Origin of the sequence: Nocardia sp. NPDC050712 (genome assembly GCF_040654295.1) — a bacterium.
GTDB lineage: Bacteria > Actinomycetota > Actinomycetes > Mycobacteriales > Mycobacteriaceae > Nocardia.
The window spans coordinates 1,121,823-1,147,012 of sequence record NZ_JBFAHT010000002.1; the positions used below are offsets into that span (position 1 = coordinate 1,121,823).

Here is a 25,190-nt window from a genome sequence, read left to right on the forward strand (position 1 = left end):
GATCTGCGCTTTGCCAGACTAAACAGCGGTGATCGGTTGCGTCGGGTTTTCTCGGATCGGAGTTCCCGCGATCTTGCCTCCGAGAACGTGTTCCGCTGCGCTCAGGGCTCGATGTTCTCCAGGTCTTCGAGCAGACTCGGGTGCGTGGGTTGCCAGCCCAGCACCGCGCGGGTGTGGGCGCTCGAGGCGGGCTGATCGGTGGCGAAGATCGGGCCGAGCGGGCCGAAGTTCTCCTCCGGCAAGGATTTTACCGGGAGACTCAGCCGGCGGCCGATGACCTCGGCGATGTCGCGTACGGCATCACCCTCGTCGGCCACGGCGTGCCAGGCGGTCCCCGGCGTGGCCTTTTCCAGAACCAGGCGAAAGAGTACGGCGGCGTCGAGGGCGTGCACGGCGGGCCAGCGCTGGGTGCCGTCGCCGGGGTAGCCGGAAGTCCCGCTTCGGCGTGCGGAATCGGTCAGGAGGCCGGCGAATCCGCCGCCGCCGTCGTTGTGCACGGTGCGCGGCAGCCGCACGGCCGCACTGCGCACACCGCGTGCGGCCAGGTCCAGGACCGCCGCGACGGAGTGACTGCGACCGCCGACCGGACCGTCGGTAGGCAGGGGATCGGCTTCGGTGGACGCGCGGCCGGGCGCGTTCGGGGTGCCCGAGACCGTGATGAACGGCCGGTCGCTGCCGAGAAGTTCGGTGCCCAGCGCCGCCATCGCGGCACTCTCCTCGGCGATCCCCGCGGCCAGCGCGGCGGGGGAGCTGAAGTCGTTGGCGAAGGCCAGGTGGATCACGCCGTCGGCGCGGGCGGCACCGGCGCGCAGCGCGTCCAGATCGGCGAGGTCACCACGCATCGGTTCGGCGCCGGCCGCGCGCAGCGCCGCCTCGGACGCCTCGGAACGGGCGAGCGCGAGGACGGTGTGACCGTTGCCGAGCAACTCGGCGACAACGGTCGAGCCGATCAGCCCGGTGCCGCCGGTGACGAATACCTGCATGTCTCTCCCTCGGAAGTGATGGGACTGTTGTCTCATCACCATAGTACTCGCGATGAGACAACAGTCCCATCACCTATGATGGCCGGATGGCTCGATGGGAACCCGGCGCACGGGAACGGCTCGTGCTGGCTGCCGTGGATCTGTTCACCGAGCTGGGCTACGACGCCACGACGGTGGCGCAGATCGCCGAACGCGCGGGTGTCACCAGGAGCACCTTCTTCCGGCACTTTCCCGACAAGCGAGAGGTGCTGGCGGCCGGGCAGCAGGCGCTGAGTCAGCTGCTGACCCAGGGGATCGCCGAGGCGCCCGAGGACGCGACTCCGCTCCAAGTGGTAGCGGCAGGCCTCGAACGGGCCTCTAGCGCAATGGGTCCGATGAATCGTGAGCTGGCACCACGCCTGCAAGCCGCGATCGCCGCGAACAGTGAACTCCAGGAACGCGACGCGCTCAAGAGCGTCGGCCTGGCCGCGGCGATGACCGACGCGCTCCGGGCCCGCGACGTGCCGGAGGCGACCGCGCACCTCGCGGGCGAGTTGGGTGTTCTCGCGTTCAAACAGGGCTACGCCCGATGGCTGCGAGCCGGGCCGGACGCGGCGCTGGCGCCGTACACGCTGGCCGCCCTCGAAGAACTACGGGCGGCGAGCCAGGCGCTCACCTGAGTGTTCAGTCGGGAAGTTTGCCGAGCAGCCAGCTCCCGACGCCGTCCGGATCCTCGTCGAAGTAGAAGTCGTGGATGGCTTGGAGTAGATCGTCGGTGTTGATGAAGCCGTCGCCGTCGGCGTCGAGCCTGCGGTGGATCTCGCGGGCGTCCTCGGCGGGCAGGTGCATGAGAGCGCCCGTCCACCGGATGTGCTCCTCGACGTTCAGTTTGCCGTCGCCGTCGCTGTCGGCGATCGTCATGATGGCCGACAGGAACGGCCGGTAACCCTGCTCGAAGGTCTCCTCGGTCACCAGCAGCCCCTCGGCGAACGCGTCCTTGTACTCCGCCAGATCGACCGACCTGTCGATGTTCACATCGCCGGCCGAGGCCAGCCGCCCCCACAGCTGCATGCTCAGGTGCAGCAATCGTTGCGCGGCAGGCGAATCCGGTTCACAGCCGAACTCCGCGGCCACCGCCCGCGCCGAACTCTCGAAATCGTCGCGCTCGATCCGCCCGTCCCCGTCGAAATCGAACGTCTCGAACCGCCGCGCCAGCTTGCGGGCCGCGAACTCACTGATCTCCATGGCTTGCCTCATCCACTCGAACCCGGTCGTCGGCGTCGCGGCCGATCGGTCACCGCCCGAATTCTGCCTCGATCCCGGCCACGACACGCTGCAAACGCTGTCAGCCCGAGACCACCTGCCTGGCTACCCGCGTTGCCCGTCGACCCGGCGCGGCAGCGCGAGCGGATTCGCCTCGCGAAGTTCCTGTGGCAGTAGCGATTCGGGCGTGTTCTGGTAGACGATCGGCCGCAACCAGCGCTCGATCGCGGTCGCGCCCACCGACGTGGACGTGGAGGTCGAGGCCGGGTACGGGCCGCCGTGGTGCTGTGCGGGTTTCACCGCGACGCCGGTCGGCCAGTCGTCGACGACGATGCGGCCCGCGATGCGGGTCAGTTCTTTCAGCAGGCCGGCCGGGTCGGTGGTTTCCTGTGCGCCGAGGTGGACCGTGGCGGTCAGGCTGCCGCCGACTCCGGTCAGGACAGCACTGATTTCGCTCGGCGCGCTGTAGCGGACGACGACGGTGGTCGGGCCGAAGCATTCCTCGAGCAGCAGTTCGTGGGTGGGATCGGTCAGGACGGTCTCCGCCGCGACCATCAGCGCGGTCGGAACAACCTGGTGCTCGTCGGGCGCGAAAGTCTCGGTCAGCGCGCGGACTCCGCTGAGCTCGCGCCGCCCGGAAACGCCGTGCAGGTAGGCGTCTCGCATTCGATGATCTAGCAGCACACCGGGTTTCGAGTGCGACAGCGCACCGCGCAGTCCCTCGACCACGCGATCACCGTCCAGCCCGGCGGGGATCAGGACCAGACCGGGTTTGACACAGAACTGGCCGTTGCCGAGCGTCATCGACGCCGCCAGCCCCGCGCCGATCGCCTCGGCGCGCTCGGCGGCCGCCGCCTCGGTGATCACCACCGGGTTGATCGACCCCAGCTCGCCGTGGAACGGGATGGGTGTGGGCCGGGCCGCGGCCTCGTTGTAGAGCGCACGTCCACCGCGCACGGAGCCGGTGAATCCCGCGGCGGCGACAACGGGGTGGCGGATCAGGTCGAGTCCCGCGTCGAATCCGTGCACGAGCCCGATCACCTCGACCGGAAGGCCGCACGCCTGCGCGGCCCGGCGCATGATCGCGACGGTGGCCTCCGAGGTCGCCGGATGCCCGGGATGCGCTTTGACCACGACCGGGCACCCCGCGGCCAGGGCGCTGGCGGTATCGCCGCCGGCCACCGAGAACGCGAACGGGAAATTCGAGGCCGCGTAGACGGCGACGACGCCCAGCGGAATCTTGTAGCGGCGCAGATCCGGTGTGGGCGGTGTCGCGTGCGGGTCGGCGTGATCGACGGCGATGTCGAGGAACGCCCCGGCCTCGACCACGTCGGCGAAGGCCAGCAGCTGTCCGGCGGTTCGGCCGATCTCGCCGACGAGTCGGATCCGGCCCAAAGCGGTTTCGGCATCGGCCAATTCGGCCAGTGCGGCGGAGTCGGCGGTGAGTTCGCGGGCGGCCGTGCGCAGGAAAAGCGCTCGGCGGCCGCGATCTTCGAGCGCGGGGGAGGTCGCCTGCGCGGCGCGCACGACGCGGTCGACGTCGGACGGCTGTGCCTCCGTGGCGATTTCGCCCCGGCGTTCGCCGGTGCGTGGATCGATGCTCCAGACCGTCACTGCCGTCATCGCGTCACTCCTGCTCGTATTCCTCGATCCATGGCACGTCCGGGCAAACGAACCGGGCGGCACGATCCTGCCTACCAGGGTCCGGCCTCAACGCGTAACCAGGGCGCGGCCGGAACCGTCAGTAACCGTGTTACTGTCAGGTGGCTCGGCTGTGACGGGGGCCGCTCCGGCTTGTGGCATGTGGTTCAGAACACCCAGGCGCCCGGATGGAATCGAAGAGAGTTGGCTATGCAGCGGTATTTTCGGCGTGCTACCCGGAGTTGGGCGACACCCGTGGGGCGGATGGCGATCGCGGCGGCGGTGGCCGGTGCGACGGTGGTCGCGGTGGGGTCCGGGCCTGCACCGGAAGCGGCGGCCGCGCCGGTGAGCGCGTTCTATACCCCGCCCGCGCAGTTCTCCGCGGAGCCGGGCGCGGTGATCAAGACCGCCCCGATGACCGTGTTCGCGGCACCGCCCGGCGCGACCGGCTGGCCGATTCAGGCTCAGCACGTCATGTACACCACGCAGTACCAGGACGGTTCGCCGGCCGCGGTGACCGGCACCTATATCGAGCCGCCCGGACCCTGGCAGGGACCGGGACCGCGGCCGACCATCGTCATCGGGCCCGGCACCGCCGGTCAGGGTGATCAATGCGCCATGTCGGTGGCGTTCTCGACCGGCCTCACCGTCACCGCGGATCCGTCGGTGTCGCTGTCGGCGAATCAGGAAGCCCCGGCCGCCGCGGTCTGGAGCGCCCTCGGTGCGCGGGTGCTGGTGACCGACTACATCGGTCTCGGAACGCCGGGTATCCACACCTTCGCCAACCGGATCGAAGGCGCCCACGCCGTCCTCGACGGTGCGCGCGCGGCGCATCGGCTGGGTAATGCCGGACCTGAAACCCCCGTGGTGTTCTGGGGGTATTCGCAGGGCGGCGGGGCGACGGCGGGTGCCGCCGAGATGCAGCCGGTGTACGCGCCGGAGCTGAACCTCAAGGGCACCTGGGCCGGTGGGCCGGTCGCCGATCTGGCCGCGATCCTGCAACGTATCGACGGCGCACTCATCGGCGGCGCGATCGGCTTCGCGATCAACGGACTGCTGGCGCGCTACCCGGAGCTGCACACGGCCATCGACCGAGTATCCAGTCCTGGCGGTCGCGCCATGCTCGAGACGCTGAGTAACGAATGCGTCGGCGATATCATCATCCGGCAGCCCTTCCTGAAAACGAACACGTTGACCAGCGACGGCCGCCCGCTCATCGAGCATCTCGACGCCATGCCGGAAGCGGCGCGGGCACTGGCCGATATGCACGTCGGCGGGCTGACCCCGACGAGCCCGGTCCTGATCACCAGCGGCCGCAACGACGACACCGTGCCCTACGGGCAGGCGCGTCGGCTGGCCGAGGAATGGTGCGCGAAAGGCGCGGCGGTCACTTTCCGCACCAACGACCTGCCGCCGATCTTCCCCGGCGCGACGATCCCCAACCATTTCGGCCCCGAGCTCATCGACGGATTCGGCCCCGACAACGCGATCACCTATCTGCTCGATCGGCTCGCCGATAAACCCGTAACCGGTTGCGCTATCAATTGATCGCAGTCTCAGCGCGCCGGTTTCGGCGCGCTGAGTTCGCGTAGCGAAGCCAGGAACAATTCGTCCATTCGAGGGCTCAGGTCGGACAGGGCCGGAGCGCCGGCATAGCCGGCGGAGCCGAAGACGCGTTCGAGGTCGTCGGTGCCGGTGGTCGCGCCGATGGACAGGCACAGGCAGGCAACGCCGTCGACGCGGAGCTCTTCGAGCGCTTTGCGGGCGTCGGCCTCGGCATAGCGGCCCTCGTAGCCGTCGTCATAGGGAACTCCGTCGGAAAGCACTATCAGCAAACGATTCTGGGTCCCGGCCTCGGACTTCAGGATCTCGCCCGCACCGCGGATACCGGCGCCGAGCCGGGTGTAATTCGACGGTTCCAGCTGGTTGAGCCGAGCGCGCCCGACCGCGCCGAAACGCTGGTCGAAGGTTTTGATCGCCGGCAGGTGGACCGCGTGCCGGCCTTGTGACCGGAACGCGTAGACGGCGACGCGGTCGCCGAGCTCTTCGAGCGTGAGCGCCAGCGTCGCGGCCGCCCGGCGCTGATGATCGTGGACGGTGCGGCCCTCCGGATCGGTATCGGTGGCCGATCCGGAGGCGTCGAGCAGGATGAGGACTCCGAGGTTGCGCGCGAGTTTCCGGTGCTCCAGGTACACGTTCTCCGGCGGTGAGAAACCGGACCGTAGATCGACGAACAGGCCGATGAGCGCCTCGATATCGAGGTCGTCGCCGTCGGGGCGGCCCCGTAAGACCTTGGGGCCGAGCCCGACCCGCGCCAGGCGCCGCCGGAGGACATCGTCGTGCGCGATACCGGCGGCGGTGATATCCGCGGCGACGGTGAGCGGGAAATCGAGCACCCGGCACCACTCCGGCCGATACCGGTTGTTGTGCACATCCCACTCCGGGTGCAGTGCACCGCCGACACCCACGGCGGCACCGGGTTTGCCGTCATCGGTGAACCGGATCTGGGTGGGCAGCGGCCGGGCCTCGGGACCGACCATCCGGGCCCGCCGGACCGAGCGCATCCGCGCCTCGGCCCCCGCCGAGCCGTCACCGGCCGCCCGCGAACTGCCGAACCGTTTCCGGAGTTGGTCCAACAGCCCCTGTGAACTGAACAGCGGGTTCTCGAACAGCGCGAGGATCTTGCTCTCCCCGGACTGCTCGCTGTCGCCGTCGGTTTCGTCGTCGGGCACGTCGAGGAGATCGAACTCCAACCGCAGCTCCTCGGCGCGGGCCCGCGTGCCGGGTCCGGCGACCGGTGCCAGCATCGCCGACGGCCGGATGACGCCGAACCATGCCGGAGGGTCGCCGACTGCCACTCGGCCCCTTGCTATTTCGAGTGATTCACCGCTGCCGGCCGAATGGGGTACGGACTCGGGAAACGCTGCGGCCGCGAGCGGAATACGGTGCGCGAGTTCGGCCAGCGCCCGGCATCCTTCGAGTGTCAGGTAGCGCCGCGCGATCGCGGGCCGGCCCCGTAAAGCCTTGACCCACCGCTGATCCAGACTTCCCGCCGCGAGCAGTGCGCTCTGGACCAGCATTTCGCGGCGCTGCTGCGCGACCGGCCGACCGGCCGTGACGAAGACGATCCGACCGTCGGTATGGGCGGCAGTGGCCGCCGCGACCTCCACCGGCCGGCCGGCAATGCAGGTGGCGAGCAACCGAAACCGTTCGGGGCTGTTCGGGTCGGCGGCGATCATGGCTGCGGCAGCACAGCGTCGACCAGTTCGCCCAGCGCGCGCACGACATCCCGGTCGTCGGACAGCGCCTGGACCACGGCCGACTGGACCGCGCTGCGCAGGCTCAGCCCACCGGCCACGAGCCCACCGGCCAGGATCAGCATCCGAGTGGAGGACACTTCCCGCAACGGCGAACCCTCCAGATTCCGGATGGCGTTCCCGAGCGTGACCAGCGCGCTCGCGGTGCCGGCGTCGATGCCCGCCTCGTGCGCCACCACCTCGGTTTCTATTGCGGCCGAAGGGAAGTCGAGTTCGATGGCGACGAAACGCTGCCGAGTGGATTCCTTGAGATTCTTCAGGACGCTCTGATAGCCGGGGTTGTAGGAGATGACCAGCTGGAACCCCGACGCCGCCCGCAGGGTGGTGCCGAGGCGATCGATGGGCAGTTCACGACGATGATCGGCGAGTGGATGGATCACCACGGTGGTGTCCTGGCGCGCCTCCACCACCTCGTCCAGATAGCAGATGGCGCCTTCGCGGACGGCGCGGGTCAGCGGCCCGTCCACCCAGACCGTTTCGCCGCCCTTGAGCAGGAACCGGCCGACGAGATCGGCGGAGGTCATGTCCTCGTGGCCCGCGACGGTGATCAGTTCCCGGCCGAGTTCGTCGGCCATCGCCTCCACGAATCGCGTTTTGCCACATCCGGTGGGGCCCTTGAGAAGTACCGGCAGACCGCGGCGGGCCGCCGCGCGAAAGACCTCCACTTCGTTGCCGACGGCCTTGTAGAACGGCGTCGCGTCCCAGTCGGCGGGGAGCGTGGTCTCGGTTCGACTGGTCAGCATCTCAATTTCCTCGATCGAAGGGAACGACTTTCGGGAGCTCCACACCGTCCGGCAGAACGAGTTGTCCCTCCGGGTTGATGTAGCCGGTGTCCTTGCCGGGTATCGGCAAATGGGGATCGGGGCAGAGCCGCCCGGTCCCTTCCCCGCAGATGCCCATATCGAAGTACGAGCGCTTCTGGATATCGGCCGGCCAGGGGTCGGCGTGCATGGCGAACCATTGCGCCGGAATGTTGTAGCAGACGAAGAAGAAAATGCTGCATGCCGCGAAGATCGCGAGGAAGCGGGTGCCCTGCTGGCGCACGAAGCCGCCTTGGATGCGTTCGAGTCCGCGTTCGACGAAGGTCCGGCCCCGATCGTCGGTGAAGTAGCGCAGCGAGCACAACCCGGCCTGGACACCGCCCCACATGAGCCCTTCATAGAGCGGCCACTGGTAGTAGGTGCCGGCGTTGATCGACAGGGATTGGATGGCACCGGGGTAGGTGAAAAGCCCGATCGGCATCAGGAACAGGCCCTCGATGACGAAGTCGAAGAAGAATGTCCACACCAGCAGGACACCGATCAAGCCCTTGTTACTGATATTCGGCCATTTCGCCTTGGCTTTGCGCATGATCCAGCAGCCCAGGATGGTGCACAGCAGAATGCCGTACGAATATCCCGGCGCGTTCATCAGGACGGGTTCGGCCATCATGGCGCCGGGTTCGCCGAAGGACCGCCAGCCCGGCACGTCCAATACCCAGGAGCCCCGGTTGAACATCCAGGTGTTGTAGGTACTCCAGGTGTTGAAGTAGTTCAGCAGCGGATCCTGGAAGAACAGCAGGCCGCAGGCCACCAGAAGCATGCCGTCGGTGGTGATCCGGCGTTCGCGCCGCCACGGCCGGACGATGAAGTAATAGATGCCGACCGGCAGACCGGCCATGATGACGACTGTCCAGATGACGAGCACGGTCTTCATCAGTGTCGGTGGATCGCTCGGGCCGGTGGGCACCCGCTCGAAATTGGGGCCGGTGAGCCACCGGATCCAGACGTAGAGCTGGAAGGCGAGAATTACGCCGCCGATAATGGCCCAGATCCGGACCGGCGTGCTCTTCGCCGGTGCCTGTGTGCCGAGCGCGGCGGTGTCGCCGAGTGGCTCGGTGACGTGGGGAGCGGTCTTCTTACTCGACAGTTCCGTCATGAAACTGCCTCCTTCTGAATCGATGTCCAGCGGCGCTCGCTCGACCGCTCGGATGCGGGATGCGGATCAGCGCCGCCTGTGCGACCAGGTCAATATACCAACGGGTATCTGAGATGCCAATGGGGTTCTCAGATCCTGCTGTTAGACTCGCCGACATGGTGGAACGGTGGACAGCGGAGCGTCGGTTGGCGCATACTCGATCGCTTCTGCTCGACGCCGCGGAGGCGGTGTTCGCCGAAAAAGGCTTCACCGCAGCAACTCTCGACGACATCGCGCACACCGCCGGCTACACCAAGGGCGCCATCTACAAGCACTTCAGCACCAAAGAGGATCTCTTCCTCGCGGTGAGTGATCGGTACTGGCGGCGCTACTTCGATACCTTCGCCGAGCTGCTGTCGGCCGTGCGCGAGGTGGGCCCGCGCGAACTCGACGAGATCGCCCAGCGGTGGCGCCTGCTCGGCAGCGATCGCGGGGCCGAGCAGGCCGCGCTCGGGCACGAGTTCACGCTGTATCTGCTGCGCAATCCCGAAGTGCGCGAACGGGTCGCGGCCAAGCGCCTGGAGGTGGTCGAGGCGCTGGCGGAGTTCATCGTCGAGGGCCTCGGCCGGATCGGCGGAACCCTGCTGATCGCGCCGCTGACGTTCGCGCACGTGCTCATCGCCACCTGTGATTCGGTGGTACTCGGGAGTCAGCTCAACGACACCGACCTGTACCGCCCGACGCTCGAGATGTACCTGTCGGTCATCAAGCTGCCCTAGCTATACCGGGTCGAACGACGAGATCAGCCAGGACGCTTCGACTTTGGTGAGGGCGACCCGCACACTGCTGGCCGTCATCGCCGGCTCGGGTTTCTCCGAACTCGTCGTGGTCTGGTTGATGAACACCAGGACGGTCGCGGCCTCCGGGCGCAGGTCCGAGACCGCCGCGCGGACCACGACCGCGCTGGTCTTGACGGACTTCGACCGGGCCGCGGGCGTGACGATCTGATCGGTGAACTGGCCGTAGTAGGTCAGGAAGTCGCCGGTGAGATGGGATTTCGCCGAGGCGAAGTCGCGGTCGAGTGTCTCGGGAGCGTAGGTCAGCAAGGCGACAGTGCCGTCTTTGGCGGCGGCCAGCGCGGCCGCGGAGTTCGTGTCGCCGGTGTGGCGGTCCGGGAGATACTGCGACCAGACGAGCGTCGCGGCGGCGAGAACGACCGCGATGGTCGATACCGCCAGCGCGACCGCTCCGGGTGCGGCGCGCAAGAAGGTCAGGGCGCGGCCGAGCCACGCGCGGGCTGTGGTGATCATGGAACGAACTCGACTTTCGATATCTTGAGCCCGCCGTCCACTCGCGACACCGTGACGCTGAGCCGCCAGACCCGTGGTTCCTGTTGCGCGCCCGCGGAGTTGGTGATCCGGGAGGTGGCGGCGACCAGCACCACCGCCGAGTCCTCGGTCATCGACTCCACCGCGCTGGCGTTGACCTTGCCCTCGGTCGTGACCTGGGATTGCTGCACGACCTTGGTGAAATCCTCGGCGCGGCCCCGGAAGTCGTCGTGGAACGCGCCGGCTGAATTATCGAGCACGCGCTGCACGTCGTCCTTCGCATGGTTGAAGTCCAGCGAGGTCAGCGCGAGCACCCCTTGCCGCGCCGCCGCGGTGAATTCCGCTGCGCGCATTTCGTTTTCGGTGAGCTGGTGGTGCTGCCACCCCGAGTAGCCGGCAAAGCCCGCCGCCGCGGCGATCATCAAGAAGGCGGCGGCGACCAGTGCTCGGCGCCGTGGCGGGCCGGATTCGGCTGTCCCCGAGCCGGTTTCGTCAGCCTCGGCGCTCGGCTCCGGCTGCGCCTGTGGCGTCGCCGCGGCCTCGGCCCGCTGCCGGAGCCGGGTGGCCCGAGCCCGGGCGCGCGCCGCCGTCGCCACGGCCTTGGCTTCCTGTGCGGCGGCCTCGGCCTCTTCCGCGACCGCTTGGGCTTCGTCGGCGGCCAACCGCAGCGCGCCCACGTCGGTGTCTGGATCCGCGAGATCCTTCATGGCACTTCCAAACCGTTGCTTCTTTGCTGGCGAGAACGACGTTATCACCAAAAGTGCCGCGTCCCGACCATTTTGAGCTCACACTCGGAGAGGTATGAGAACGATTCGGAAGATCTGACGAGTATTGCGTTATCGTTTTTGACATGTAACCTTCGTCATAGACGAGAATCACATTTCCTCACCTGAGTGGAAGACCGGTGGAGCATGGCGGCCAGAGTTCGGAGCTGGTCTCCGGGACTGTCCCGGCGCGGCTCAGGTGTCCTGCAGACGGTCGGCGGATTGTTCGCGATGTCCTCGGACGCCGTGCGATTCGCGTTCCGCCGGCCGTTCCAGACCCGGGAGTTCCTGGAGCAGTCCTGGTTCATCGTGCGGGTATCGATGGTGCCGACCCTGCTGGTGGCGATTCCGTTCACCGTGCTGGTCAGCTTCACCCTCAATATCCTGCTGCGCGAACTCGGCGCCGCCGATCTGAGCGGCGCGGGAGCGGCTTTCGGCGCGGTGACCCAGGTCGGGCCCATGGTGACGGTGCTGATCGTGGCCGGATCCGGAGCCACCGCCATGTGCGCGGACCTGGGCTCGCGCACTATCCGCGAGGAGATAGACGCGATGCAGGTGCTGGGCATCAATCCGGTGCAGCGCCTGGTCACCCCGCGCATGCTCGCCTCCGGATTGGTGGCGTTCCTGCTGAACAATCTGGTCTGCGTCATCGGAATCCTGGGCGGCTATGTCTTCTCGGTCTTCGTCCAGGACGTCAACCCGGGCGCCTTCGCCGCCGGGATCACCTTGCTCACCGGGGTGAACGAAGTGCTGATCTCGTCGGTCAAGGCGCTGCTGTTCGGCGTCGTCGCAGGCCTGGTCGCCTGCTATCGGGGGCTGATCGTGACGGGCGGCGCCAAGGCGGTCGGGAACGCGGTCAACGAAACCGTCGTCTACGCGTTCATGTCGCTGTTCGTCATCAACGTCGTCGTCACCGCCATCGGCATTCAGATGACGGCGAGATGAGGGACACGCCATGACCATCGCAGCCAGATACCCACGCGCGGTGCGCCGCGCGCGCCGGCCCCTCGAGATCCTGAGCGGCATCGGCGATCACCTGATCTTCTACGTCAAAGCGCTCACCCGCGCACCGTTCGCCGCCGTCCACTACCGCCGCGAGACGATCCGCCTGATCGCCGAGATCAGCATGGGCGCGGGCGCTTTGGCGGTCTTCGGCGGCACGGTCGTGATCGTGGGATTCCTGACCCTGGCGACCGGCGGCACCCTGGCGGTGCAGGGGTACAGCTCGCTGGGCAATATCGGCATCGAGGCGCTCACCGGATTCCTCTCGGCGTTCATCAACGTCCGGATCTCGGCCCCGGTGGTCGCGGGGATCGGCTTGGCCGCCACCTTCGGCGCCGGCGCGACGGCGCAATTGGGCGCCATGCGCATCAACGAGGAGATCGACGCCCTCGAAGCGCTGGCCATCGAACCGATCACCTACCTGGTCGGCACCCGGATCGTGGCCGGGATGATCGCGATAACACCGCTGTACGCGCTGGCGGTCATCGCCTCGTTCATCGCGAGCCGGTTCACCACGGTGTTCCTGCTCGGCCAGTCCGCCGGGCTGTACGACCACTACTTCTCGACCTTTCTCAATCCGATCGATCTGGTGTGGTCGTTCGCCCAGGCGGCACTGATGGGGCTGGCGATTCTGCTGATCCACACCTACTTCGGCTTCTTCGCCAGCGGCGGGCCGTCCGGGGTTGGTACCGCGGTGGGCAACGCGGTGCGCACGTCGCTCATCGCGGTCGTGTCGATCACGCTGCTCGTCTCGCTGGCGGTGTACGGCGCCAACGGTAATTTCAATCTGTCCGGCTAGGGGAGTCCGTGATATCGAAACTGTTGCGCCCCTTGGCGGGTGTGCTTTCTCTGGGAATACTCGTGACCCTCGTCGCGGGCGCGGTCGCTCTGTTTCGAGGCGGCCTCGCCGACACCGTGCCCGTGACCGTGGTGTCGGAGCGTGCGGGCCTGGTGATGTATCCCGACGCGAAGGTGCAGCTGCGCGGCGTCACGATCGGCAAGGTGGTCACGATCGAGGAACGTCCGGACGGGACCGCGGCGATCGAGCTGGCCATCGACGCCGATCAGCTCCGGCTGATTCCCGCCGACGCCACCGTAGACATCTCCGCCACCACCGTTTTCGGCGCGAAGTTCGTCCAATTCATCGCCCCGGACCATCCGGTCCGTACCTCGATCGCGGCTGGTCACGTCTTCGATGTCCGCCAGGTCACGGTCGAGGTCAACACGGTGTTCCAGCAGCTCACCCAGGTGCTCGGCCGCATCGAACCGGAGAAGTTGAATCAGACCCTCGGCGCCATCGCCGCGGCCACCAAGGGTCGCGGCGAGCAGACCGGCCGGATGCTCACCGATCTGGAAGCCTTTCTGGCGCAGGTGGAGCCGGCGCTGCCCGCGCTGGCGAACGATCTCACCCTGGCGCCGCCGGTGGTCGAGGCCTACGCCGACGCCGCGCCCGCGCTACTGGACCTCGCGGGCAACGCCACGCGCATCAGCCGGACCGTGGTCGAGGAGCAGCACAACCTCGACGCGCTGCTGACCGGACTGATCGGCCTGTCCGACACCGGAACCCAGGTACTCGGTGACAACCGGGATGCCCTGGCGACGACCCTGCGCCTGCTGGTGCCCACCACCGAACTCACCGCGAACTACGAGGCGGCGCTGCGCTGCTCGGTGGAGGGCTTGGCCACTTTGAACGAGCTACCGCCGGCCGAGCACGAAGGCGTGGCCATCTCGGCCAATTTCCTGTTCGGCACCTACCCCTACCGCTATCCGCAGGACCTGCCCAAGGTCGCCGCGAGCGGCGGGCCGCAATGCTCGGTGCTGCCCGTGCCCTACGAGGGGCGCCCGAAATTCGTGGTCGCCGATGTCGGCGCCAACCCGTTCGAGCGGGGCGACCAGGACGTGCGGCTCAATGTGGACTCGCTGCAACAGATTCTGTTCGGTGTCGCCCCGGGCGGTGCTGTGCGATGAACGCGCAACGCAACGGCCCGCTGCTGAAATTCGGGGTCTTCGCGGCGGTGATGCTGGTGTTGTCCGGGGTCCTGCTCGTCGTGTTCAGCAACTACCGCTCAGGTTCGGCGGAGGGCTATTCCGCGGACTTCACCGATTCCTCGGGGTTGCGGGCGGGCGACACCGTCCGGATCGCCGGTGTGCGGGTGGGCACGGTGCAGCGGGTCTCGCTGCGCGCCGACCATCAGGTGACGGTGGCCTTCGAGACCGACCGCGGCATCGCCCTCACCAGCGGGACCCGGGTCGCGATCCGCTACCTCAATCTGGTGGGGGACCGCTACCTGGAACTCACCGAGGGGCCGGGCTCCACCGATATTCTCCGCCCCGGAGCCCGCATCCCGGCCGAGAAGACCATGCCCGCACTGGATCTCGACCTGCTGCTCGGCGGGTTGAAGCCGGTGATCCAGGGCCTGAGCGCACATGAGGTGAACAGCTTCACCTGGTCGCTGCTGGAGATCATGCAGGGCCGCGAGGGCTCGCTGGATTCGCTGCTCGCCAGGACGGCGTCGTTCACCACGGCACTCGCCGACAACGGCACGGTGGTGCAGCAGGTGATCGACAACCTGAACACGGTGATGCGGACGCTGTCCCAGGACGGCGCGCAGTTCACCGTCACCATCGACAAGCTCGAGCAGCTGGTCACCCAGCTCGCGCAGGACCGCGACCCGATCGGCGCGGCGATCACCGCGCTCGAAGACGGCACCGCCTCTGTGGCGGACCTTCTCACCCAGGCCCGCCCGCCGCTGGCGGGCACCGTCGACCAGTTGGCCCGGCTCGCACCGGCACTGGACGAGGACCAGCTCACCCTCGAACAGGCGCTGCGCCGAGCACCGGAGAACTTTCGCAAGATGGCGCGCACCGGCACCTATGGAAACTTCATCCAGTACTACCTGTGCGCGCTCACCGTCCGGGTGAACGACCCGTCCGGCGCGGTCGTGGTGCTGCCCGCCGTCACACAGGACACGGGAAGGTGTGCGCCCTAGCCATGCTCGAATATCGCGGTACGCATCTCGCCCGGCACGGCCTGGTCGGCATCGTTCTCATCGTCTGCGTGATCCTGATCGGGTTGCAGTCCCAGCGCTTCCTGGAGTGGGGCACGACCGTCCGCTACCAGGCGGTGTTCACCGAGGCCGGCGGTCTGCGGGTGGGCGACGACGTCGTCGTCTCGGGTGTCGAGGTCGGCCGGATCGCGAAGGTGTCCCTGCGCGACGGCGACGCGTGGGTCGTGTTCACCCTGGATGCCGGCGTCCGGCTCGGGGACCTGAGTTCGGCGCACATCAAAACCGGCTCGCTGCTCGGCAAGCGGGTGCTGACGGTGATCTCCGAAGGCGAGGGGACCCTGCGGTCGTCGGACGTGATTCCGGTATCGCGCACCTCCTCGCCGTATTCGCTGACCGACGCCGTCGGTGACCTCACGACCAATGTCTCCGATATCGACACCGAGGCGCTCAACGACGCCCTGGCGATGTTGTCCTCGACGCTCGATCGCGTCGCGCCCCAGCTGGGTCCGGCGTTCGACGGATTGAGTGCGCTGTCGCGCTCGATCAACGAGCGCGACGCCTCGCTGCGCGATCTGCTCGGCGCCACCGCCGAGGTCAGCGGCATTCTGGCGGAGCGCGGCGATCAGCTCAACGCGCTGCTGTTGAACGGGAACTCGCTGCTCGGTGTGCTCACCGAGCGGCGGCAGGCGATCGTCGATCTGCTGGCCAACACCGCCGTGGTCGCGCAGCAGCTCTCCGGCCTGGTCGCCGACACCGAAGCCGAGCTCGGACCGACGCTGGACCGCCTGAATTCGGTGGTGGCCATGCTGGAGCGCAATCGCGACACCATCGCGGCAGCGCTGCCCGGTCTGGTGAAGGTCACCCTGACCCAGGGCGAGATCGTCTCCAGCGGTCCCTTCTACAACGCCTATGTCGCCAATCTCATTCCGGCGGAAGTGATTCAGCCGTTCATCGATCAGGCCTTCGGTGTGATTCCGATGCCGAACGCGGAGGCGCCCAGATGAGAAGCCCACGGATCCGGCGCCTCGCGGGGGTGCTGGCGGTGGTGGTCCTGCTCGCCGCGGGAGCCGTAGTAGTCCAGCGAGTCGTGTTCGCGCCCACCTCGATTCGGGCCGTCTTCAGTTCGGCCACCGCCATCTACCCGGGTGATGAGGTGCGGGTGGCGGGCGTCGAGGTCGGCCGGATCGCCGCCATCGAACCGCGCGGCACCACGACGGAGCTGGTGCTCGACATCGATCGGGACGTGGCGATCCCGGCCGGCGCGAAGGCGGTGATCGTGGCGCAGAGCCTGGTCGCCGCGCGTTATGTGCAGCTCACCCCGTCCTACCGGGGTAGCGGCGCGGTATTGGCGGACGGTGCGGTCATTCCGCTCGAGCGCACGGCCGCGCCGGTGGAATGGGATGAGATCAAGTCCCAATTGACCCGGCTGGCAACCGATCTGGGCCCGGATACGCTCTCGGGCAGCTCGACGGGGCGGTTCATCGACAGCGCGGCGAACGCGCTGGCCGGGAACGGGGAGAAACTGCGGCAGACGCTGACGCAGTTGTCCGGCGTCGGGCGGATCCTCGCGCAGGGTAGCGGAAACATCGTCGAGATCATCGAGAACCTGCAGCGGTTCGTCACCGTGCTGCGCGGCAGCAACGTCCAGATCGTGGAATTCCAGAACCGGCTGGCCACCTTGGCGAGTCTGCTCGACGACAGCCGCTCGGATCTGGACGCGGCGCTGTCGAATCTGTCGGTCGCGGTCGGCGACATCCAGCGGTTCGTGAACAGCAATCGGGACCGTGCGAGCGAACAGGTACAGCGGCTGGCGAATGTGACGCAGAACCTGGTCGACCACCGCGGCGATCTCGAAGAGCTGCTGCACCTGTTTCCGACCAGCCTGGCCAACTTCTACAACATCTACAACCCCGATACCGCTACCGAGGCAGGTGTTTTCGCGCTGAACAACTTCACCAACCCGATTCAGTTCATCTGCGGCGGCATCGCCAGCCTGGAGAATCTCACGGCCGCGGAATCGGCGACCCGCTGTCGTGACTATCTCGGGCCGTTCCTGAAGCTGCTCGAGTTCAATTACCTTCCGGTGGCGGTCAATCCGGTGCTCAGCCCGACCGCCGATCCGGCCAATCTGATCTACACCGAACCGCACCTGATTCCCCAGGTGGTCGACAGCCGGGCGCAGGCACCGCCGCCGCCGAGCCTGATCGACATCCTGTTCCCCGGAGGGCGCTGAGTATGCATCGCACATTGCTGGCTGTCGGGGCCTGCGCGCTCGTCGGCGCCACCGGCTGCGGCTGGCACGGGGTGAACTCGCTGCCGTTGCCCGGCGCGACCGGACACGAGGCGGGCGCCACGGTCATCCACGTGGAGATGGCGAATGTCGGTACCCTGGTGTCGAATTCGCCGGTCATGATCGACGACGTGGTGGTCGGCAGCGTCGGCGCCATCACCCTGCGCGGCTGGCATGCCGACGTCGAGGTGGCGCTGCGGCCGGCCACGGTCGTGCCGGCGAACGCGGTCGCGGCGATCGGGCAGACCAGTCTGCTGGGCTCGAGCCATCTGGCCCTGAACACCCCGCCCGGCGTCGCGCCCACGGGACAGCTGGCGCCCGGCGCGGTCATTCCGCTCAGCGCCTCGTCGACCTATCCCTCCACCGAGCAGACGCTGGCCTCGATCTCGGTGGTGGTCAACGGTGGCGGCCTCGGCCAGATCGGTGACATCATCCACAGCCTGAACGAGGCGTTCACCGGCCGCCAGGACAAGATCGGGGCGCTGCTGACCCGCCTCGACACCCTGATGGCCACCTTGGATGGCCAGCGCGGCAATATCGTCGCCACCATCGCGGGCCTGAATCGGCTGGCCGGAACCTTTGCCGCCCAGCGCGATGTCGTCACCGAGGTCCTGCGCGAACTGCCGCCCGCCCTGGACGCGCTGGACGCGGTCCGGCCGGACCTCATCACGGCCCTGGACCGGCTGAAGACCTTCGGCAACGTCGCCGCCGGGGTCGTCTCGGAAGTGCAGGGCGACCTCGTCACCAACCTCGAGCAGCTCGAGCCCACCCTGGCCGCGCTCGCCGATGTCGGCGACCGCGTCGCGGCCGCGGTCGCCTTCGCCACCACCTATCCCTACGGCCAATACGGCATCGACCATGCGCTCAAGGGCGACTACGTCAACCTGATGGCCACCGTCGACCTGACGATTCCCCGCCTGCGGCGTGAGCTCCTGCTCGGTACCCCCTGGGGTGATCCGACCGCCGTGATCCAGGCGGCCGTAGGCGATCCGGGTTACGCCGCCCAGACCAGGAATCCGCTGGCCGTCGGGATCCAGCCCCCCGCACCCCAGAGCCCCGGAGGCCGCTGATGTTGCTGACGCGATTCGTCCGGGCACAGCTGGTCGTGTTCGCGATCCTGTCGGTCATCGGCATAGTCGTGATGACGACCGTCTACATGCGACTGCCGACCCTGGCCGGGGTCGGCAGCTACGACGTCACCGTCGAGCTGCGCGCCGCGGGTGGCCTCTACCGCTTCGCCAACGTCACCTATCGCGGTGTCGAGATAGGCAAGGTCACCCGTGTCGACCTGACCGAGAGCGGCGTACGCGCCACGCTGGCGATCAGCGGATCCTGGCCTGTCCCCGCCGACGTGGCCGCCGAGGTGCGCAGTGTCTCGGCGGTGGGGGAGCAGTACGTGGAACTGCGCCCGCGCACCGATTCCCCGCCCTATCTGCACGAGGGTTCGGTGATCGCGCAGCGCGACACCGCGATTCCGCAACCGGTCGGGCCGATGCTGGACCGGCTCAGCGCGCTGGTCGACACGATCCCCGAGGACAAGCTGCACGACCTGCTCGGAGAACTGTTCCAGGGCGTCAACGGCGCGGCCTACGATCTGGATTCGCTGCTGTCCTCGGCGGGGACGCTGTCGGCCGCCCTGAACGGCGTCGGCGCGACGACTCGCACCCTGGTGGAAGACGCTGGGCCGCTGCTGGATTCGCAGGCGCGCACCGCGGATGCGATCCGGATCTGGACCCGCAGCCTGTCCGGTGTCACCGCGCAGCTGGTGGCCGACGACCCGCACCTGCGCACCCTGCTGCGGACCGGCCCGGGCGCTGCCCGCGATGTCGCGCAGCTGCTGGACTCGGTACGGCTGACCCTGCCCGTGCTGCTCGCCAACCTCACCAGCGTGGGCCGGCTCGGCGTGACCTATCACGCTGCGCTGGAACAGGTCCTGGTGCTGCTGCCGCCGGCGATCTCGATGATCGAGGCGGTGCATCCGACCAACAACGCCTCCGGCTGGGGGCTGGGCGACTTCCGGCTCAGCGGCACCTCGGACCCACCGGCCTGCACCGTCGGCTTCCTCCCGCCGTCGTCGTGGCGCCTGCCCTCCGACATCACCACCATCGACACACCGGAGGGCATGTATTGCAAGCTGCCTCAGGATTCGGATATCGCGGTGCGCGGTGCGCGGAACTTCCCCTGCCTCGGCCACCCCGGTAAGCGGGCGCCGACGGCCGCGCTCTGCAACAGTGACGAGGAATTCGAGCCGGTGGCCGACAGTCAGCCCGTCGTCGGGCCGTACCCGCGCGACCCGGGCCTGGAAGCACAAGGCATTCCATCGGATTCGCGCCCCGACAAGCTGCTGTCGCCCTCGATCGGGATCGCGCGGTACGACCCGCGCACGGGAAAATACGTCGGACCGGACGGTGAACTCTACGCGCAGACCGATCTGGCGCAGCCCGGTGTCACGGCCTGGAAGGACTTGCTGCCACGCTGATGTCGACCGTGTCAGGATCCGGTCCGGCGCTCGCCCTCGAGGTCGCGCAGGTAGGTCTCGATCAGTTCGATGGTCTCCGCGTGGCAGGTGTCGATGCCGAAGGCCTCCTCCATGCGCAGGAAGCGGGAGATGCTGGACATCAGCAGGACCAGCGCGCCGGGCGTGTAGGGCCGAGTCGGTGCGCCGTAGCCCGCGAGGATGTCGGAGACCGCGGTCAGTTGCAACGCGCGAAATCGCCTGGAGGACTCGGTGATTTCGGCGCGGATGGCTTTGCGATGGTTGGCCAGCGCGACGAATTCCATGGTCAGCGCGGTATGCGACTGGTCGTGGATGGACTCCCACAGCGCCCACAGCGGCTGCGGCGATCGCAGCGCCTCGAGCTGGCGCTGGTAGCTGCGCTCGGCGCCGCGCCGGAACAGTTCGACGAACAGCTTGTCCATGTTGCCGAAGTAGTAGTACACCAGCGCGGAATTCGCGGCGGCCAGCGCGGCGATACGGCGGGTACTGACCGCGGCGTAGCCCTCCTCGCGCATGATCTGCTCGGCCGCGTCCAGCAGCGCGGCTCGGGTGGTCACGCTCTCGGCGGTGCCGCCGCGCTCGGTCTTCATCGGTGGGGCCTCCTGAGTGTCTTGACAGTAGCGAATCCTCTGCCGTATATCTTAATCACTCGATTAATTAATCACTCGATTAATGTGGTGTTGCCAGTGCTGACTCCCTCGAATCCTCCTTCTGATCAGCCTCTTTCGGGCATCGCGCGGGTCGTCGTCGTGACCGGCGGTGCGTCCGGGATGGGCCTGTCCATCTGCCGATCGTTCGCCGGCGCCGGTGCGCGCGTCGCGGTCCTCGACATCGACGGGGCCGCCGCGCAGCGGGCCGCCGAGCAGGTGCGCGCCGCGGGCGGCGCGGCGATGGCGTGCGAAGTCGACGTCACCGACCGGGCCGCCGTGCACGAGGCGCTGCGCAAGGTCCGCGCCGAGTTCGGTCCGGTCGAAATCCTGGTCACGAGTGCGGGTTTGGTGGGGTTCGCACCGTTCACCGAAATTTCCCCGGCGGCGTGGCAACGCGTCGTCGACGTGAATCTGACCGGCGTCTTCCACTGCGTCCAAGCCGCGATCCCGGACATGCTCGCGGCGGGGTGGGGACGGATCGTCACGATCTCGTCGTCGAGCGCGCAGCGTGGCTCGCCGGGCATGGTGCACTACACCGCGGCCAAGGGCGCGGTGGTCGCGATGACCAAGGGCCTGGCGCGTGAGTACGCGGCGCGGGGCATCACCGTCAACACCATTCCGCCCTCGGGGATCGATACGCCGATGTCGCGGCAGTCGCAGGCGGCCGGGAATCTGCCCGACAACGCCACCATGGCCCGGGCGATCCCCGTCGGGCACCTGGGCACGGGGGAAGACATCGCGGCGGCGTGCCTGTTCCTGTGCTCGGAGCAGGCCGGGTACATCACCGGTCAGGTGCTGGGCGTGAACGGCGGGTCGGTGATATGAGCACGCAGTGGCCCAAGCCCGCCGCGGGCAGCTGGACCGAACACTATCCCGAGCTGGGCACCTCGATGATGTCGTTCGAGGACTCGGTCTCGCCGGAATTCTTCGAGATCGAGCGCGAGGCGATCTTCAAGCGCGCGTGGCTCAATGTCGGTCGGGTCGAACAGGTTCCGCGCACCGGAAGCTATTTCACCAAGGAACTCGACGTGGCCCGCACGTCGATCATCGTGGTGCGTGATCGTGACGGCGGCGTCAACGCCTTTCACAATGTCTGCCGCCACCGGGGAAACAAGCTGGTGTGGAACGACTTTCCGCGCGCCGAGACCGCCGGCACCTGCCGGCAGTTCACCTGCAAATATCACGGCTGGCGCTACGGTCTGGACGGGTCGCTGGCCTTCGTGCAGCAGGAGGCGGAGTTCTTCGACCTCGACCACGCGAAACTGGGGCTGGTGCCGGTGCACTGCGAGGTGTGGTCCGGCTTCATCTTCGTCAACCTCGCGGCGGAACCGCAGCAGACCCTGCGCGAATTCCTCGGTCCGATGATCACCGATCTGGACGGCTACCCGTTCGGCAAGATGACCGAGTGGTACGAGTTCTCGGCCGACAACCAGAGCAATTGGAAACTGTTCGCGGACGCGTTCCAGGAGTACTACCACGTGCCGGGTCTGCATTCGCAGCAGATACCCAGCGCGGTGCGGACGCCCGGCAAGGGTTTCGAATGCGCGCATTTCCAGCTCGACGGGCCGCACCGCATGGTCTCCACTGGTGGCGCGCGGCGCTGGACCCTGCCGGCGGAGTTCATGTATCCGATCGAGCGGGTCACCCGCAGCGGTTTGGTCGGGCCGTGGGAATCGCCCGATGTGGGGGAGCCTCCGAGGGGTCTCAATCCCGGCCGGGTCGACCCCTGGGGCATCGACAACTTCCAGATCTTCCCGAATATCGAGATCCTCATCTACCGCGGCTGGTATCTGCTCTACCGCTACTGGCCGACCTCCTACAACACCCACCGCTTCGAGGGCATGCTGTGCTTCCAGCCCGCGCGCACGGTGCGCGAACGGGTGGAGCACGAGGTCGCCTCGGTGGTGTTCAAGGAGTTCGCGCTCCAGGACGCGGGCATGCTGACCGGCACCCAGACCGCGCTGGAATCGGCCTACCGCACCGCCGGCGTGACCAGCTTCCCGGTCAACGACCAGGAAATCCTGGTCAGGCATTTCCACCAGGCCGTCGCCGACTGGGTCGAGGACTATCTGAGCGCTGGGAAGGCGTGACATGACCACTCCCGTGCTGCCGCCCGCTTTCGCCGACCTCGAGGAATTCGCCGAAACCTGGTGCCTGGCCACCGAAACCGAGCGCTGGGCCCGCCGGATGGCCTGCGCCATGCCGGAGCTGATCACCTTCTACGACGCGTTCTTCCCGCGCCTGGAGGAAGCGATCGCCTACTGCGACAAATTCCCGCTGGACGATCTGCCCGAGGACGCGCTCGCGCTCCTGCGCCTGGTCTATTCGCTGGTCATGGTCGCCATGGCGGTCGAGATCTTCCAGCAACCCAAACCTACCGACAGCGCCGACGCCGAACTCGAACGGATCAAGGAGCCGCACCCGTGACCATCACCATCGACAAGCTCGGACACGAGGTAGGTGCGGAGATCACCGGCCTCGCCCCGGACCACCTGCTCTCCGACGACTCGATCCCCGCCACCGTGCTGGCCGCCCTGGAAGAGCACGGCGTGCTCGTCTTCCGCGATCTGCACCTGGATCCGGAAACCCAGGTCGCGTTCTGCCGCAAGCTCGGTCAGGTCGACACCGCGCCCGGGCACCATCCGGTCGAGGGCATCTACCGGGTCAGTCTCGACACCGCCAAGAACTCCTCGGCCGGCTACCTGCGCGCGACCTTCGACTGGCATATCGACGGCTGCACGCCCGAGGACGACGCCTACCCGCAGCTGGCCACGATGCTCACCGCCAAGGCGGTCGCCGCCAGCGGGGGTGAAACCGAATTCGCCAGCACCTACAAGGCTTACGAGAATCTCGGCGCCCAGGAGAAGCTCACGCTCGCGCCGTTGCGCGTGGTGCATTCGCTGGAAGCCTCACAGCGCCTGGTCACCCGGGAGCCGACGCCCGAGCAGCTCGCCGCCTGGCGCAAGCGCCCGACCAAGGAGCATCCGCTGATCTGGACCCACAAATCCGGGCGGCGCTCCCTGGTGCTCGGCGCATCGACCGACCACGTCCTGGGCCTGGCGCCGGACCGGAGCCGGGCGCTGCTGGACGGTCTGCTGGCCCGCTGCACCGCGCCGCCGCGGGTCTACACCCACGAATGGTCGGTGGGCGACACCGTCATCTGGGACAACCGCGGCGTCATCCATCGCGCGGCGCCCTATCCGGCGGATTCGCCCCGAGAGATGTTGCGCACCACCGTGCTCGGCGAAGAACCGATCCGGTGACCGCGGCCCGCCCATCCCCTTACCCAGGAGTACGCCATGCCTCGTTGGCCCAAGCCCGCCGAGGGCAGCTGGACCCAGCACTATCCCGAACTGAGCACCGAGCCGATGTCCTACGAGGATTCGATCGCGCCGGAATTCTTCGAACTCGAACGGGACGCGATCTTCAAACGCGCCTGGCTACAGGTCGGGCGCATCGAACAACTACCCCGTACCGGCAGCTATTTCACCAAGGAGATCCACGCCGCGCACACCTCGATCATCCTCTCCCGCGACCGGGACGGCGGCATCAACGCCTACCACAACATCTGCCGGCATCGCGGAAACAAGCTGGTGTGGAACGACTTTCCGCGCGAAGAGACCGCCGGCACCTGCAGGCAGTTCACCTGCAAATACCACGGCTGGCGCTACGGTCTGGACGGGTCGCTGGCCTTCGTGCAGCAGGAAGCGGAATTCTTCGACCTCGACAAGAGCAAGCTCGGGCTGGTGCGGGTGCACTGCGAGGTGTGGTCGGGATTCATCTTCGTGAATCTGGCGGCCGAGCCGCGCCAGTCGCTGCGGGAATTCCTCGGGCCCATGATCACCGGGCTGGCGGGCTATCCGTTCGACAAGCTCACCGAGCGCTATTCCTACAAATCGGAGGTCGGCGCCAACTGGAAGCTCTATATGGACGCTTTCCAGGAGTTCTATCACGCGCCGATCCTGCACGGAAAGCAAACTCCCGACAATTTCTCCGTCGCGGCACAGCAGGCCGGTTTCGAGGCGCCGCACTATCAGCTCGACGGCCCGCACCGCCTGGTCAGCACTTCCGGCGTCGTCACCTGGGAACTCGATCCCACGATGCGCAAGCCCATGGAGGACATCACCCGCAGCGGACTGTTCGGGCCCTGGGACGTCCCGGATCTCGGCGAGATGCCCGCCGGTCTGAACCCGGCCGGCTGTGACCCGTGGGGCCTGGATTCGTTCCAGCTGTGGCCGAACTTCGTCATCCTGATCTGGTCCGGCGGCTGGTATCTGACTTATCAGTACTGGCCGACCTCGCACAACACCCATCTCTTCGAGGGCAATCTGTATTTTCCGCCGGCCCGCAGCCCGCGCGACCGGATCGCGCACGAGATGTCCGCGCTCACCTTCAAGGAATACGGGCTGCAAGACGCCTCCACCCTGGAGGCGACCCAGCTGATGCTCGAGTCCCGCGCGGTCAGCCACTTCCAGCTCAACGACCAGGAAATTCTGCTGCGGCACCTGCACAAGGTGGCCGCCGACTGGGTCGGTGACTACCAGCGCGAGCGCGCGGCGGCGCGGCAATGAG

The 25,190-nt window shown here is 67.6% G+C and carries 25 protein-coding genes; 16 read left to right on the forward strand and 9 right to left on the reverse strand.

The features are described 5' to 3' along the window. Positions 1 to 101 precede the first annotated feature (101 nt). A complete protein-coding gene (locus AB0H76_RS15900; RefSeq protein ID WP_357323463.1) occupies positions 102 to 983 on the reverse strand; it encodes an SDR family oxidoreductase in 882 nt (293 codons plus the stop codon). An 86-nt stretch (positions 984 to 1,069) separates the two neighbouring features. On the opposite strand from AB0H76_RS15900, the gene AB0H76_RS15905 reads away from it, so the two are divergent. Then, positions 1,070 to 1,642 (forward strand): helix-turn-helix domain-containing protein, encoded by a 573-nt coding sequence (locus AB0H76_RS15905; protein ID WP_357323466.1) that lies wholly within the window; start codon positions 1,070 to 1,072, stop codon positions 1,640 to 1,642. A gap of 4 nt (positions 1,643 to 1,646) precedes the next feature. On the opposite strand, the gene AB0H76_RS15910 is transcribed toward AB0H76_RS15905, so the two are convergent. Together AB0H76_RS15910 and AB0H76_RS15915 are read right to left on the reverse strand one after the other, a co-directional pair. Beyond that, positions 1,647 to 2,207 (reverse strand): hypothetical protein, encoded by a 561-nt coding sequence (locus tag AB0H76_RS15910; RefSeq protein ID WP_357323469.1) that lies wholly within the window; start codon positions 2,205 to 2,207, stop codon positions 1,647 to 1,649. Positions 2,208 to 2,330: 123 nt separating this feature from the next. After that, positions 2,331 to 3,848: an aldehyde dehydrogenase (NADP(+)) gene (locus AB0H76_RS15915; RefSeq protein WP_357323471.1), complete on the reverse strand. Its 1,518-nt coding sequence runs from the start codon at positions 3,846 to 3,848 to the stop codon at positions 2,331 to 2,333. Between the two features lie 282 nt (positions 3,849 to 4,130). Between AB0H76_RS15915 and AB0H76_RS15920 the strand changes: the two genes are divergently transcribed. Beyond that, a complete protein-coding gene (locus AB0H76_RS15920; RefSeq protein ID WP_357323474.1) occupies positions 4,131 to 5,414 on the forward strand; it encodes a lipase family protein in 1,284 nt (427 codons plus the stop codon). 8 nt (positions 5,415 to 5,422) lie between these two features. Here AB0H76_RS15920 and AB0H76_RS15925 read toward each other — a convergent pair whose 3' ends face one another. From AB0H76_RS15925 to AB0H76_RS15935, 3 genes are read right to left on the reverse strand one after another with little or no spacing between them, the layout of a single operon-like run. Beyond that, the gene (locus AB0H76_RS15925) at positions 5,423 to 7,105 is read right to left on the reverse strand and encodes a VWA domain-containing protein (RefSeq protein ID WP_357323477.1); all 1,683 of its coding nucleotides are present in this window, start codon (positions 7,103 to 7,105) and stop codon (positions 5,423 to 5,425) included. After that, positions 7,102 to 7,926, reverse strand: coding sequence for an AAA family ATPase (locus AB0H76_RS15930; protein ID WP_357323480.1), 825 nt, complete (start codon positions 7,924 to 7,926; stop codon positions 7,102 to 7,104). The genes AB0H76_RS15925 and AB0H76_RS15930 overlap by 4 nt, the downstream gene beginning before the upstream one ends. Position 7,927: 1 nt before the next feature. Then, positions 7,928 to 9,100: a spirocyclase AveC family protein gene (locus tag AB0H76_RS15935; protein WP_357323483.1), complete on the reverse strand. Its 1,173-nt coding sequence runs from the start codon at positions 9,098 to 9,100 to the stop codon at positions 7,928 to 7,930. A 155-nt stretch (positions 9,101 to 9,255) separates the two neighbouring features. Between AB0H76_RS15935 and AB0H76_RS15940 the strand changes: the two genes are divergently transcribed. After that, positions 9,256 to 9,858, forward strand: coding sequence for a helix-turn-helix domain-containing protein (locus tag AB0H76_RS15940; protein WP_357323486.1), 603 nt, complete (start codon positions 9,256 to 9,258; stop codon positions 9,856 to 9,858). Here the strand turns inward: AB0H76_RS15940 and AB0H76_RS15945 are convergent, their stop codons facing one another. Together AB0H76_RS15945 and AB0H76_RS15950 are read right to left on the reverse strand one after the other, a co-directional pair. Beyond that, positions 9,859 to 10,389 carry a twin-arginine translocation pathway signal gene (locus AB0H76_RS15945; protein ID WP_357323488.1) on the reverse strand — a complete coding sequence of 177 codons (531 nt, stop codon included), beginning with the start codon at positions 10,387 to 10,389 and terminating at the stop codon, positions 9,859 to 9,861. Continuing rightward, on the reverse strand, positions 10,386 to 11,114 hold the full coding sequence (locus AB0H76_RS15950) for a VirB8/TrbF family protein (RefSeq protein WP_357323491.1): 729 nt from the start codon (positions 11,112 to 11,114) through the stop codon (positions 10,386 to 10,388). The genes AB0H76_RS15945 and AB0H76_RS15950 overlap by 4 nt, the downstream gene beginning before the upstream one ends. A gap of 204 nt (positions 11,115 to 11,318) precedes the next feature. Between AB0H76_RS15950 and AB0H76_RS15955 the strand changes: the two genes are divergently transcribed. From AB0H76_RS15955 to AB0H76_RS15990, 8 genes are read left to right on the forward strand one after another with little or no spacing between them, the layout of a single operon-like run. Then, positions 11,319 to 12,116 (forward strand): ABC transporter permease, encoded by a 798-nt coding sequence (locus AB0H76_RS15955; RefSeq protein WP_357323494.1) that lies wholly within the window; start codon positions 11,319 to 11,321, stop codon positions 12,114 to 12,116. Positions 12,117 to 12,126: 10 nt separating this feature from the next. After that, positions 12,127 to 12,972 carry an ABC transporter permease gene (locus tag AB0H76_RS15960; RefSeq protein WP_357323497.1) on the forward strand — a complete coding sequence of 282 codons (846 nt, stop codon included), beginning with the start codon at positions 12,127 to 12,129 and terminating at the stop codon, positions 12,970 to 12,972. 41 nt (positions 12,973 to 13,013) lie between these two features. Continuing rightward, positions 13,014 to 14,141: an MCE family protein gene (locus AB0H76_RS15965; RefSeq protein WP_357326199.1), complete on the forward strand. Its 1,128-nt coding sequence runs from the start codon at positions 13,014 to 13,016 to the stop codon at positions 14,139 to 14,141. Continuing rightward, on the forward strand, positions 14,138 to 15,163 hold the full coding sequence (locus tag AB0H76_RS15970) for an MCE family protein (RefSeq protein ID WP_357323500.1): 1,026 nt from the start codon (positions 14,138 to 14,140) through the stop codon (positions 15,161 to 15,163). The genes AB0H76_RS15965 and AB0H76_RS15970 overlap by 4 nt, the downstream gene beginning before the upstream one ends. 2 nt (positions 15,164 to 15,165) lie before the next feature. Next, complete coding sequence (locus AB0H76_RS15975; RefSeq protein ID WP_357323502.1) at positions 15,166 to 16,185, forward strand: MCE family protein; 1,020 nt, start codon at positions 15,166 to 15,168, stop codon at positions 16,183 to 16,185. Continuing rightward, a complete protein-coding gene (locus tag AB0H76_RS15980; protein ID WP_357323505.1) occupies positions 16,182 to 17,414 on the forward strand; it encodes an MCE family protein in 1,233 nt (410 codons plus the stop codon). The genes AB0H76_RS15975 and AB0H76_RS15980 overlap by 4 nt, the downstream gene beginning before the upstream one ends. Positions 17,415 to 17,416: 2 nt before the next feature. Beyond that, entirely contained in the window at positions 17,417 to 18,541 is a 1,125-nt protein-coding gene (locus AB0H76_RS15985) for an MCE family protein (RefSeq protein WP_357323508.1), read from the forward strand. A 2-nt stretch (positions 18,542 to 18,543) separates the two neighbouring features. After that, entirely contained in the window at positions 18,544 to 19,950 is a 1,407-nt protein-coding gene (locus tag AB0H76_RS15990) for an MlaD family protein (protein WP_357326201.1), read from the forward strand. 11 nt (positions 19,951 to 19,961) lie between these two features. Here AB0H76_RS15990 and AB0H76_RS15995 read toward each other — a convergent pair whose 3' ends face one another. Further along, positions 19,962 to 20,558, reverse strand: a complete 597-nt coding sequence (locus AB0H76_RS15995) for a TetR/AcrR family transcriptional regulator (RefSeq protein WP_357323511.1) — start codon at positions 20,556 to 20,558, stop codon at positions 19,962 to 19,964. 141 nt (positions 20,559 to 20,699) lie between these two features. Between AB0H76_RS15995 and AB0H76_RS16000 the strand changes: the two genes are divergently transcribed. Genes AB0H76_RS16000 through AB0H76_RS16020 form a run of 5 tightly spaced genes read left to right on the forward strand, consistent with a single transcriptional unit; the run spans position 20,700 to position 25,189 of the window. Next, on the forward strand, positions 20,700 to 21,443 hold the full coding sequence (locus AB0H76_RS16000) for an SDR family NAD(P)-dependent oxidoreductase (protein ID WP_357326204.1): 744 nt from the start codon (positions 20,700 to 20,702) through the stop codon (positions 21,441 to 21,443). After that, positions 21,440 to 22,708 carry an aromatic ring-hydroxylating dioxygenase subunit alpha gene (locus tag AB0H76_RS16005; protein WP_357323514.1) on the forward strand — a complete coding sequence of 423 codons (1,269 nt, stop codon included), beginning with the start codon at positions 21,440 to 21,442 and terminating at the stop codon, positions 22,706 to 22,708. Before AB0H76_RS16000 ends, AB0H76_RS16005 begins: the two co-directional genes overlap by 4 nt. A 1-nt stretch (position 22,709) precedes the next feature. Then, complete coding sequence (locus tag AB0H76_RS16010; protein ID WP_357323517.1) at positions 22,710 to 23,045, forward strand: hypothetical protein; 336 nt, start codon at positions 22,710 to 22,712, stop codon at positions 23,043 to 23,045. Next, positions 23,042 to 23,881 carry a TauD/TfdA family dioxygenase gene (locus tag AB0H76_RS16015; RefSeq protein WP_357323520.1) on the forward strand — a complete coding sequence of 280 codons (840 nt, stop codon included), beginning with the start codon at positions 23,042 to 23,044 and terminating at the stop codon, positions 23,879 to 23,881. Before AB0H76_RS16010 ends, AB0H76_RS16015 begins: the two co-directional genes overlap by 4 nt. Positions 23,882 to 23,917: 36 nt before the next feature. Further along, positions 23,918 to 25,189 (forward strand): aromatic ring-hydroxylating dioxygenase subunit alpha, encoded by a 1,272-nt coding sequence (locus tag AB0H76_RS16020; RefSeq protein WP_357323523.1) that lies wholly within the window; start codon positions 23,918 to 23,920, stop codon positions 25,187 to 25,189. Position 25,190: the final 1 nt, after the last annotated feature.

Coding starts and splice junctions, on each gene's coding strand:
- AB0H76_RS16020 (WP_357323523.1), top strand. CDS start 23,918: ATGCCTCGTTGGCCCAAGCCCGCCGAGGGCAGCTGGACCCAGCACTAT.
- AB0H76_RS15900 (WP_357323463.1), bottom strand. CDS start 983: ATGCAGGTATTCGTCACCGGCGGCACCGGGCTGATCGGCTCGACCGTT.
- AB0H76_RS15940 (WP_357323486.1), top strand. CDS start 9,256: ATGGTGGAACGGTGGACAGCGGAGCGTCGGTTGGCGCATACTCGATCG.
- AB0H76_RS15955 (WP_357323494.1), top strand. CDS start 11,319: ATGGCGGCCAGAGTTCGGAGCTGGTCTCCGGGACTGTCCCGGCGCGGC.
- AB0H76_RS15935 (WP_357323483.1), bottom strand. CDS start 9,100: ATGACGGAACTGTCGAGTAAGAAGACCGCTCCCCACGTCACCGAGCCA.
- AB0H76_RS15980 (WP_357323505.1), top strand. CDS start 16,182: ATGAGAAGCCCACGGATCCGGCGCCTCGCGGGGGTGCTGGCGGTGGTG.
- AB0H76_RS15975 (WP_357323502.1), top strand. CDS start 15,166: ATGCTCGAATATCGCGGTACGCATCTCGCCCGGCACGGCCTGGTCGGC.
- AB0H76_RS15930 (WP_357323480.1), bottom strand. CDS start 7,926: ATGCTGACCAGTCGAACCGAGACCACGCTCCCCGCCGACTGGGACGCG.
- AB0H76_RS15905 (WP_357323466.1), top strand. CDS start 1,070: ATGGCTCGATGGGAACCCGGCGCACGGGAACGGCTCGTGCTGGCTGCC.
- AB0H76_RS16010 (WP_357323517.1), top strand. CDS start 22,710: ATGACCACTCCCGTGCTGCCGCCCGCTTTCGCCGACCTCGAGGAATTC.
- AB0H76_RS15945 (WP_357323488.1), bottom strand. CDS start 10,389: ATGATCACCACAGCCCGCGCGTGGCTCGGCCGCGCCCTGACCTTCTTG.
- AB0H76_RS15960 (WP_357323497.1), top strand. CDS start 12,127: ATGACCATCGCAGCCAGATACCCACGCGCGGTGCGCCGCGCGCGCCGG.
- AB0H76_RS15910 (WP_357323469.1), bottom strand. CDS start 2,207: ATGGAGATCAGTGAGTTCGCGGCCCGCAAGCTGGCGCGGCGGTTCGAG.
- AB0H76_RS15995 (WP_357323511.1), bottom strand. CDS start 20,558: ATGAAGACCGAGCGCGGCGGCACCGCCGAGAGCGTGACCACCCGAGCC.
- AB0H76_RS15920 (WP_357323474.1), top strand. CDS start 4,131: ATGGCGATCGCGGCGGCGGTGGCCGGTGCGACGGTGGTCGCGGTGGGG.
- AB0H76_RS15950 (WP_357323491.1), bottom strand. CDS start 11,114: ATGAAGGATCTCGCGGATCCAGACACCGACGTGGGCGCGCTGCGGTTG.
- AB0H76_RS16005 (WP_357323514.1), top strand. CDS start 21,440: ATGAGCACGCAGTGGCCCAAGCCCGCCGCGGGCAGCTGGACCGAACAC.
- AB0H76_RS15925 (WP_357323477.1), bottom strand. CDS start 7,105: ATGATCGCCGCCGACCCGAACAGCCCCGAACGGTTTCGGTTGCTCGCC.
- AB0H76_RS15985 (WP_357323508.1), top strand. CDS start 17,417: ATGCATCGCACATTGCTGGCTGTCGGGGCCTGCGCGCTCGTCGGCGCC.
- AB0H76_RS15915 (WP_357323471.1), bottom strand. CDS start 3,848: ATGACGGCAGTGACGGTCTGGAGCATCGATCCACGCACCGGCGAACGC.
- AB0H76_RS15970 (WP_357323500.1), top strand. CDS start 14,138: ATGAACGCGCAACGCAACGGCCCGCTGCTGAAATTCGGGGTCTTCGCG.